7 protein-coding genes and 1 pseudogene are annotated in these 9,960 nt (G+C 68.7%); 1 reads left to right on the top strand and 7 read right to left on the bottom strand.

What is annotated here, in order from left to right:
* Positions 1–707 (bottom strand): hypothetical protein (locus tag EV646_RS31725; RefSeq protein WP_199237296.1); only part of this gene is annotated, 707 nt, incomplete at its 3' end.
* 176 nt (positions 708–883) lie between these two features.
* Between EV646_RS31725 and EV646_RS40385 the strand changes: the two are divergent.
* Positions 884–1,249: pseudogene (locus tag EV646_RS40385) on the top strand (integrase core domain-containing protein); the annotation flags it as partial.
* Positions 1,250–1,698: 449 nt separating this feature from the next.
* On the opposite strand, the gene EV646_RS31715 reads toward EV646_RS40385, so the two are convergent.
* The 6 genes from EV646_RS31715 to EV646_RS31690 form a co-directional block, all read right to left on the bottom strand.
* Complete coding sequence (locus tag EV646_RS31715; protein WP_132155159.1) at positions 1,699–3,807, bottom strand: transglutaminase TgpA family protein; 2,109 nt, start codon at positions 3,805–3,807, stop codon at positions 1,699–1,701.
* Positions 3,804–4,940, bottom strand: coding sequence for a DUF58 domain-containing protein (locus tag EV646_RS31710; RefSeq protein WP_132155157.1), 1,137 nt, complete (start codon positions 4,938–4,940; stop codon positions 3,804–3,806). The genes EV646_RS31715 and EV646_RS31710 overlap by 4 nt, the downstream gene beginning before the upstream one ends.
* Before the next feature lie 4 nt (positions 4,941–4,944).
* Positions 4,945–6,945 (bottom strand): fibronectin type III domain-containing protein, encoded by a 2,001-nt coding sequence (locus EV646_RS31705; RefSeq protein ID WP_132155155.1) that lies wholly within the window; start codon positions 6,943–6,945, stop codon positions 4,945–4,947.
* Between the two features lie 28 nt (positions 6,946–6,973).
* Entirely contained in the window at positions 6,974–7,927 is a 954-nt protein-coding gene (locus tag EV646_RS31700) for an AAA family ATPase (RefSeq protein ID WP_132155153.1), read from the bottom strand.
* A gap of 93 nt (positions 7,928–8,020) precedes the next feature.
* Positions 8,021–9,268 carry a sensor histidine kinase gene (locus EV646_RS31695; protein ID WP_132155151.1) on the bottom strand — a complete coding sequence of 416 codons (1,248 nt, stop codon included), beginning with the start codon at positions 9,266–9,268 and terminating at the stop codon, positions 8,021–8,023.
* On the bottom strand, positions 9,265–9,936 hold the full coding sequence (locus EV646_RS31690) for a response regulator transcription factor (RefSeq protein WP_199237294.1): 672 nt from the start codon (positions 9,934–9,936) through the stop codon (positions 9,265–9,267). The genes EV646_RS31695 and EV646_RS31690 overlap by 4 nt, the downstream gene beginning before the upstream one ends.
* Positions 9,937–9,960: the final 24 nt, after the last annotated feature.

Below are 9,960 nucleotides of genomic sequence, written 5' to 3'. Positions count from 1 at the left end.
AGGGTGGTGGTGAGGCGCAGCGCGGTGGTGACGTGGCGGGCGACGGTGGTGGGGGACAGGCCGAGGGCGAGGGCGATCTCGGCGTGCCAGGAGCGGTCGGGGTCGATCGGGCGGCCTTTGGAATCGACCTGGGTGGGGCGCGGGGCTTCGGCGTGTTCGGCGTGGCGGTGCCGGTAGAACGACGCCATCGCCTCGGCCTTGAGGGCCTCGGCCCAGCCGGCCATCCGGTTCGCGGCCTTGAGCAGTTCGATCAGCGCGATCGGCGACATCGCCCGGGGGCGGGTGTCTTCCAGGGCGGTGGCCAGCGCACCGCCGGGCGGCAGGGACAGCCAGGCCGGGGCGCCCAGGGCCAGCAGGGCGCGTTCGGCCTCGTCCTGGTCCACACCGTGCCATTCCTGCCACTCGAACTCATCGACACGGGAGTAGCGGTGGCCGCCGAGGGCGTCGTCGAGTTCGGCGTCCAGCCACTCCTGCTCGGTCAGCACCAGCGGACCGCCGGGGATCTCGGCGTCGGTGGGGTAGTGCAGGTCGTCGGGCACGTAGTCGTAGGCGTCCGACAGGTAGGCGTCGTCCGTCACGGCGGAATCCCCGGTGCAGCAGTGGGCGCAGCACCCGGGGCGGGAGAAGGTGGGGTTCGCGGTGAGCGTAACCGTGTCGGCGGAGACCGGATGGTCACCGCCGGGCTGTGTTGCCGCGAACGTCCTCATGCACCTATATTAGAACAGATGTTCGATCAAGCCAAATCGTGGATCCCGTCTCTGGTGTCATGTCGCAGGACATGGGTGACGGTTCTGTATCAGGACCTCGGTGACAGTTTCGGGGGGTCTTGGTGGTGACACTTCGGTGAGTCGTCGGTGTCGGTGGTGTCCGAACCGCGGAGGCGGCGATCGTCGTCTTCGACCAGGCCGTGGCCGCTCATGGCGTGCCCCAACGGCTGCTGTCGGACAACGGGCTCGCGCTGAACCCGTCGCGCCGTGGACTCCTGGGCCAGCTCGTCGTCCACGTGATGGCCCTGGCGGCCGAGCCGATCACCGGCAAGCCCTACAAGCCGACCACCCAGGGCAAGAACGAACGCTTCCACCAGACCCTGTTCCGCTACCTCGACAAGCAGCCGCTGGCCGCCGATCTGGCCCAGTTGCAGGACCAGGTCGACGCCTTCGACCACATCTACAACACACAGCGGCCCCACCAAGGACTGCCCGGCCGTGTCACACCCCTGACAGCCTGGGCAGCCACCGCGAAGGCCGAGGCGCCTCGCCTCCCACGTGACCTGCCCCGCCGCTCCTCCAACCGTCCCGCCAGTCGGCCCCGAACCGCCCCGGCACCCCCAGACCTGCCCGACGACACCATCGTGAAGAAGCTGACCAGCGCCGGCATGTTCTACCTGGACAAGGTCCAGTACCTGGTCGACGGACGACGAGGCTTCCAGCAGGTGCTCGTCATCACCAACGGCGACAAAGACGGCGACACGATCACCGTCACCGACCTCGAAGGCGAGATCCTCATCGAGCGCACCCGACCCGCACCCGGAACCACCTATGTCGGCAACGGCCGCCCCCGCGGCCCACGCCAAGACCGCTGATTGTCACTGATGTCCTGACACAACCAATGTCACCGATGTCCTGAGGCAGAACTGTCACGCATGTCCTGAGACATCACAGGATCCCGTCTGTCGTAGCCGCCTGCCGATCGCCTTCACTAGCGCGTGAACAGGGTGCGTAGTTCGAGGGAGGCTTGGAGGCGGTCGGGCCAGGGGCGGGTGCGGAGGGCTTGGCGGAGGGTGCGGACGCCGGACCAGGCTTGCTGAGCAAGTTCGGGGGAGGTCGTCGTACCGGACCAGAGGGCGTGGTCGACGGCGGTGGCGATGGTGGCCAGGCTGGATCTGGTGTCGGGTAGATCGTCGGCGGCATCGGCGAGATCCCGCACGGTCATGCCGGCGGTCACTGGGACGCCGTGCGCCCGCAGGCGGTCGCGTGCCTCGGCCCACGCGCCCACGACGGATGCGCTGCCAGTACGGCGTTTGCGTCGCAGCGCCCGGGCGTGTTTGAGCAGCGGTACGCCGAGCAGCCACAACAGCAGCAACCCCGCGGAGACCAGGAAGATCGCGAAGACCGGGATGCGGAAGCTGCCGAAACCACCGGAGGATCCGGCCTCATCAGACGACGGCGGCACCTCCGGATCCTGGATCTTGTCGACCGGAGGTACTGCGGCACGGGCCTGTTCGGTGACGCTCTCGGGCGAGCCGGGCGCTGAGGCCTGGCCGGTGGCGGCTTGTCCCATCGGGTCGATCGGCCACCAGCCGACGCCGTCGACGGCGATCTCCGGCCAGGCCATGGCATCGCGGTTGTAGACGGTGTAGAGACCATCCGCGTCGCGCTGAGCCGGGGCGCGGAAGCCGACGACCACCCGGGCCGGGATCCCGCTGAGCCGGGCGAGAGCGACGTACGCCGTGGCGAACTGCTCGCTCGTGCCCTGCTTGTCCTGCAGGAGGAACTTCTCCAACTGCGGCCAACTGTGGCCGGTCGGCAATGGTTCGTCGACCGCCACGCGGTAGTTGTTCCGCATGTACGTCGCCAGCGCGAGAGCCGTGGCAACAGTCGCGCGACGGCCCTGGAGCGGCTCGAGAGATGCGACGTCGTTCGGCACCGGGCCTAGGTCGTCCTCCAGGCCGCCGCCAGGTGCATCCGCGTCGATACCGGCACTGAGCAGGTACGAGGCGTCGACCGTCGCCGGCTTCGACCAGGTGAGGTCGTAGTTCCGCGGCGTGTTCGCGGCGAGCAGCGTGCTCCCGATGGGTTCGACGCGAGGGTCGGCCACCCCCGACACGGTTGCCGGAAGCAACTGTCCGGGCAGCCAGGGACCGTCCAGGTCCTCGAGCTGGATGGAGGCGTGCTGGATCTTCGTCGGCACCCGGATCTCGGGACCCGGAGTGAGCGCGGACCCCATCCGCAGAAACGGGTGGTCAGTCGTCCAGTTGGCGCCGTCGAAGTCGTCCAGCGCGACCTGCCGCCAGCGGTCCACCGGCTGCGAGGACTGGTAGCGAAACACGGGCTCGTTACGAACGTCCGGACTCAGCCGGCCGGCGAGCTCGTCGAGCGGACTGGTCGGCCGTTCCCCCGGAGCCGTTGCCGACTGCACCTTCTGCAGCGAGTACGGCGTACGTCCGGCGGGATCGATCGTACTGACGACCAACCCGCAGACGAGCGCGGCGACCGTGACAGCCGCGGTCGCGGCCCACGGACCGATCCGGCGAAGTTCGAAGTCGTCAGGAACGAGCAGGGCGATGACCAGCAGGCCGTAGCCAGAGGCAATCAGTACGGCGGTCAGGCCGGTCGCGGCGATGTACAGCTGACTCACGCCGACAACGGCAAGGCCGGGGATCAGGGCGACCAGTGGCGGGGCGCGGTCCAGCAGCTCCACCGCCAGCAGACACGCCACCAACGTGAGCAGCGGAATGAAGACCACCAGCTCCGGATCAGGCCGCGCCGGCCACGTCGACTCCAACGTCAACCGCCACGCGCTCAGCCCGCGCCCCAGCGCCCGCAACGAATCCACGGTCGGCAGCCCGGCAACGGTCGTTGCCCGCAGCACCGTTTCCACGACCGCCAGCAATCCACCCACAGCCACGAGCAACGGCCGCCAAGCAGCCAGCCCAGCCCAATGCCGGCACACCTCGGTCACCACATACGCAACGACACACACAGCCCCGACTGGAAGCCACAGACTGCCAATCCCAAAGACAGGCGCGAAACACAACCCGCCAAGCAACACAGCGGCGAGTACGGCGATCGTCCGCCGCCTGCTCATTTCAAGACTCCTGTCCACTGCTGCAGCGCTTCGGGAGCGGTGCCGGCGAGAATGACCTGGGCACCAAGGATCGGAGCGATGCCTTGCACCGGGCCGAGGCCGAGGACGGTGACGGAGGAGTAGCGGCTGAGGAGCGGAGCCAAGTCGGACGCTGAACCGTGGGCGCCGGTGACGACGACGATCGCGCCGCCGGCGGAGGTGCCAGTGGTGAGGACCGGGGGCAACAACCCGGAACGGCTGTCACCCTGGCCGACCACGCACAGTTCGTCGAGGAACATCCGCGAGGCGACGGCACCGCCCTGAGCCGCGAGGTCGGCGCCAGCAGTTGTCACCAGCCGGCAGCGGTGCCCGGCGGTCGACGCGGCGACCAAGATTGACGCGGCGACCTCGGTCGCTTCCTCGAAAGTTGCCTCGGACAACGGTTCGCGCCGCGTGTCCAGCAGCACGGTCAACCGCGGCTGATCGGGATCGGCGTAGTCGCGCACCATCAACTGCCCGGTCCGCGCGGTCGCCTTCCAGTGCAGGTGCCGGACCTCGTCGCCGACGACGTACGGCCGGACATCGCGCAGGTCCGCCGAGCCGCGCAACGAGTCGTCCGCCGTACGCCCGACATGGTGGTGCCGGGGACGTCCGGCGACCACGGTCTTGGTCGGATGCCGCTTCGGGTGCACCCAAAGGGTCGCGACCTCACCTGTCGCCCGGCTGTTCCGGGCCAGGCCCAGCGGGTCGCGTCGCTCCAATGTCAACGGCCCGACCGCGATCCGCCCACGGCGCGACGTCGGCAGCTCATACCGGTACGTCGCCTCGCTCCCCGGGCCGAGCCGTCGGATCTGCACTGCCTGCCGCTGGTCACCTGCCGAGTCGTGCGCTGCGAACGACGCCTGCCACCGAGTTCCCTCGTTCCGAACCCGCAGTGTGGCCAGCGCCGAGCGTCCACGCTCGACCCGATCAGGGGACAGCATCCGCTGCACCGTCACCCGCGGCTTCCGCGCGGTCAGAACAGTTGCCGCCAGCAACGCACCCAGACCGATCCCGCCGAGCGCCCGGAAGACGGCGTACCCGGCGATCTCTCCCAGCGCGTAAACGGCGATCGACCCGATCAGTACCGCGACCCCACGCCCCGTCAATCGCACGCCGTCACCCGTTCGGCCAGGTGATCGAGGCCGAGCGGTACGGCCCGCCCGGGCCCGTCGCGGTCACGTAGATCCGCTGACCGACCGCCGAGTTGTGGAACTTCTTCTGCTGGATGTTGCCGTCGTCATCGGTCTCGATGTCGTATCCACCACCGTTCTCCGTGTGCAACTCGCCCCATTCGCTCGCGTAGGCACGGAAGTGGTAGCTCGTGTTGGGCTCCAGACCACTCGCGTGGACCATGATGTACCCGCAGTCCTCCGCATCCGTGTCCTCCGGACAGTTCGAGTCCGTGTACTCGTCGCCGTACTTGGATACCGGCCCGTCGTACGTGATCCACACTCTCCCGTTGCCCTTGGGCGTCGCCGTCACGGTTGACGGCACACCGGTGAGCAGCTTGCCATCGGTCCCCCTCGTGATCGCACGGACCCGGAAGGTGTACGACGTCTCGTTCGTCAGCCCGCTCCACGTGTATTTCGGCGACGTTGCCGACACGGAGTCGCCGCCCTGGCTGATGCTGTAACGCACGAGCTTGCCGCCGTTGAGATTCGGCCGCCGCCAGGACAACGTCACCGCACCGTCAGTCTCCGAAGCCTTCAGGCCGGGCGGTGCGCCGGCCCGGCTCGCCTTGATCGGCGTCGGTTTGGTCGTCGGCGGCTTCGAGGTCGGCTTGGTCGCCTCAGGCGGCTCCATGGTCCTCGGCGGTTCGGTCCGTGGCGGCCGCTTGGGCTTGTTCTCGTTCTCGTCCGGCCCGTTCGTCCGCGCGGGCTGGTTCGTCCGCGTCGGCTCGCTCCGGGTCGGCTGTGTCGAGGGCGGGTTGGGCGGCGGTGTCGAGGGAGGCGGCGTAGTCGGCTTCGACTCGGGGGTGCTTTCCTTCCCCGGCTTCTTCGACTCCTTGCCGGTCTCGACCTCGGTGACCTCGCCGTCGTCGTCCACGACCATCACCCGCTCGCCGGCCGTGCTGTCGACGTACAGCCGGGAATCCGCACCGCGGAACAGGTCGGGCTTCTGGTCCTTCGGCACCCGCGCTCCGGCCGACGGCGGCTTGATCTTGTGTGGGGTCGTCTTGCCGTTGGAGTCGATCGTGACCAGGGTGTCCGTCGACGAGTCGATCATCGCCACGCCCTTGCCGGACGACGCGATCTGCGAGTACTTGCCTTGCGGCACCTTTCGTACGACGGGATCCGCCGGCTTGCGATCACCGCGTACTGGCGCCGGGTCGACGAGGTTCAGCTCGTTCTTGCCCGGATCCAGGATCGCGATCCGGCCGTTCACGTCGTACGGCGCGATGATCGAGTCCGGCGTGACTGAGACCCCGTTGATCGGGACCGGGGGGCCGAACCCGTCGGCACCCACCGTACGCAGCTCGCGAGCCGTCGTGTCCACGAACATGACCTGATCGCCGACGACCGTGAGTGCGCCACCATGCCCGCTGGTCAGTTGAGCGCCGCAGGACAGCCGGTCGGCCTGCACGGGCAACTGGCAGATCTGGCCGGCGGTGGTCCGGTGGACCCAGAGGGTTCCGGACTTGGTGGCCACCGGCTGACCGAGGCCGGGGCCGATCGACAGCGTCACCGGGTTGTCGTTCATTCGGCTGATCGCTCCGGCCTGCCGGTAGATCGCGAACGCCGCACCGGCGGCCTCGAGCAGAACCGGCTTCTCGTCCGACGGCGCCGGCCGCGGGTCCTCGACCTTCAGGTCGGACTTGCCGAACTCCGTGATGCTGCCGCGCGCCAGCACGAAGCCTTTGGTGTCCGTCTGCACGGCCTGCGTGCCTGGGGCGAGGCCCGGGACCGACACCTGCCCGTCGACGTTCTTGGTGGCGCCGTCGACATGGAAGACGGTGCCCAGCGTGCTGTTGTAGATCAAGTGGCCGGTCTGGACGAACTTCATCCCGGCGGTGTCCGCACCCGCTCCGGACACCGCCAGCACCGTCGCCGTCATGCAGACCGCGACCACGCCGGCCAGCGCGGCCCTCGGCCGCCACTCCTTAGCCTTCGACTTCACAGCCTCCGCGTCCACAACAGCTCACCTGTCAGCCCGCGTTGACGCCGGCCGTCGGCGCCGGCGTCGCGGCCAGCACCTCGTCCACCACGGACGACGGCGGCCGCTGGCTCAACTCGGCATCAGGCGTGAGCACGAGGCGGTGTGCGAGAACTGGCTGCGCGACCTGCTTCACGTCGTCCGGCGTTGTGAACGCCCGTCCGTCCGTCGCGGCGAACGCCCGCGCGGCCCGGACCAACGCGATGCTGCCGCGCGGACTGGCGCCGTACCGGACGGCGGTGTGTTCACGAGTCGCCGCAGCGAGCTTGACGGCGTACGAGCTGATGGCCGGGTCGACGTGGACCGAGCGGACCGCCGCGATCGCGTTCCGCAGCGCCGGTACGTCGATGACCGGGCTGAGCGAGTCGGGCCCGATCCGGCCGGTGTCGCCGAGCACGATCCGGACTTCGGCGTCGTGGTCGGGATAGCCGATCTCGATCCGCATCAGGAACCGGTCGAGCTGCGCCTCCGGCAGCCGGTAGGTGCCTTCCATCTCGATCGGGTTCTGGGTGCCGATGACCAGGAACGGATCCGGTACGGCGCGGGTGTTCGAGTCGACCGTGACCCGGCGCTCGGCCATCACCTCGAGCAGTGCGGACTGCGTCTTCGGTGTACCGCGGTTGATCTCGTCGGCGACCACGACGTTGGCGAAGATGCCGCCCGGATGGAACTCGAACGTCTCGTTGCCCTGGTGGTAGACCATCACGCCGGTGATGTCACCGGGCAGCAGGTCCGGGGTGAACTGGATCCGGTTCCAGGTCGCGTCGATGCTGCGCGCGATACACCGGGCCAGCGTGGTCTTGCCCAGGCCGGGCACGTCCTCGATCAGCAGGTGCCCCTCGGCGAACAGCGCGGTCAGCGCGAGCCGGATCACCTCAGGCTTCCCGTGGATGACTTTGGCCAGGTTGTCCGCGACCAAACGGTATGCCTCACCAGGATCGCTCATATGTGTTTCTCCCCAGGTATTCGCCAGACTGCACTCAGTGACCCTACCCAGCCGTGGTCCATCCTGCGTCCAGAACCGGTCCAGGCTGGATTCTTACTCCGCGGTAGGCAGCTGGAACTCGAAGATGGCGCCGCCTTCGTCGCCGTTGTAGACCTTCAGGTCGCCGCCGTGCGACAGCGCGACCCAGCGGACGATCGCCAGGCCGAGGCCCGAGCCGCCACCGCCGGTGTTGAATCGCTCGAACAGGTCCGCGCCGACCTCGGGGTCGATCCCCGGCCCCTGGTCGGCCACCGTGACCCGGCCGTTGGCGACAGTGACGGTGACGATGGCCTCCGCCGCACCCGGGGCCCGGCCGTGCCGCATCGCGTTGTCGAGCAGGTTGCCGATCGCCCTGGACAGCAAGGTCGGATCGGCCCGGACCATGGTCGGCGCGGTCACCAGCTGGATCCGCGCGCCGTCGGTCGGCAGGTCTTCGACGACGCCGCCGACGAGCTGATCCAGGTAGACCGGCTGTACCGCAAGCTTTTCCACGCCGGCCGCCAGCCGCGCGCGGACGAGCAATCCGTCGATGATGTCGCCCATCCGCCCGGCCAGCCGGACCGTCCGCGGCAGCAATTCGGCCCGCTGCTGTGGATCCCGCAAGGCCGTCTCGGCCAACGTCCGCAGTGCCGATACCGGCGTACGAAGATCGTGTGCCGTCTCGGCCAGCAAGGTCTCCTGCTGTTCGAGCGCGGCCATCGCCGGCCGGATCGCGCGACCGGACAGCCAGTATCCGACCAGCGCGGCGACACCGATCAGCAAGGCGCAGATGGCCATCACGACCCAGGCCAGCCGCTGGTGCGCAGCCTGCTGATCCTCGACGTCCGTCCAAGCGAGTACGGCGCCGCCGGGTTTGTTCTGGTTCTTGAACCACACGACATCGACCCGGATCTGGTGCCCGTTCAGGGCTGTCTGGTCGGTGGTGAAGTTGGTCTGGGTGCTTGTCGCCCGGTTGGCCAGATCGTCCAGCACCTTGCGGTCAACCGGCGTGCAGTTGTGCGCGCTGAAATACGGTTCGAACGATGGCGCGTTGCCGGGCAGGATCGCGAACTGAGGGCAGTCCGCGTTGAGTGGATCGGCGCTGACCCTGGTGGTGTCGGTGGCGTTGGTGTCGCCGAGCAGCCGGAGCACCGGCCGGGTGACGACCTGCAATTCCTTGTCGGTCTCCGCCGTACCGCGGCCAGCGTCGAGGGCGATGATCACCGGCGCCAGGATGATCAAGCCGACCGTGTTCATCACGGTGAACAGAACGGTCAGCCACCAGCGCAGCCGGCGGAGCCGATCGGCTGCCGGACCCCTCATCCGGCGCCGCCCGTGGTCAGCCGGTAACCGTGACCGCGGACGGCCTGGATCAGCTCGGACCCGCGCAGCTTGGTGCGCAGCCGCTTGATGGTCACGTCGACGACGTTCGCCATCGGGTCGGCGTTCGCGTCCCAGCAGTGCTCGATCAGGTCGGCCCGGGACACGGCCTGTTCGGGCCGCGCCATCAGGTACTCCAGCACGGAGAACTCCTTTGCGGTCAGGGTCAGCAGGACACCGGCCCGGCGGACCTCGCGACGGCTGGTGTCCAGTTCGACATCGGCGTACCGCAGTACCGGCGGCCGTACGGCGGGACCGCGACGGCACAGGCTGAGCACTCGGACGATGAGCTCCTCCACCGCGAACGGCTTGACCAGGTAGTCGTCACCGCCGTGCTCGAACCCGTCCACCCGGTCGACGAGCTTGTCCATCGCGGTCAGGAACAGCACCGGGAGTGCCCAGCCGTCCTGCCGCCGGCTGCGAACGTACCCGATCGAGTCGCCGTCCGGCAGCATCCGGTCGAACACGACGCAGTCGTACGAGTTCACGAACAGCGCCTCGTCGGCCGCGGCGATGTCACCGGCCAGATCGACCGCCAGAGCGGCTGATCTCAGCGCGGCCGGGATCGCGACCTGCAGCTCCTCGTCGTCCTCTACCACCAGTACGCGCACCGGCATCCTCACGTGTCATCGAAA

Source organism: Kribbella antiqua (genome assembly GCF_004345665.1).
Classification (GTDB): Bacteria; Actinomycetota; Actinomycetes; order Propionibacteriales; family Kribbellaceae; genus Kribbella; species Kribbella antiqua.
The sequence above is the reverse complement of the archived record's forward strand: the minus strand, read 5'-3'. Positions and strand labels throughout refer to the sequence as shown.

Excerpts from the sequence above, each read along its gene's own strand:
- EV646_RS31715 (WP_132155159.1), bottom strand. The coding sequence starts at position 3,807 with ATGAGCAGGCGGCGGACGATCGCCGTACTCGCCGCTGTGTTGCTTGGC.
- EV646_RS31700 (WP_132155153.1), bottom strand. The coding sequence starts at position 7,927 with ATGAGCGATCCTGGTGAGGCATACCGTTTGGTCGCGGACAACCTGGCC.
- EV646_RS31695 (WP_132155151.1), bottom strand. The coding sequence starts at position 9,268 with ATGAGGGGTCCGGCAGCCGATCGGCTCCGCCGGCTGCGCTGGTGGCTG.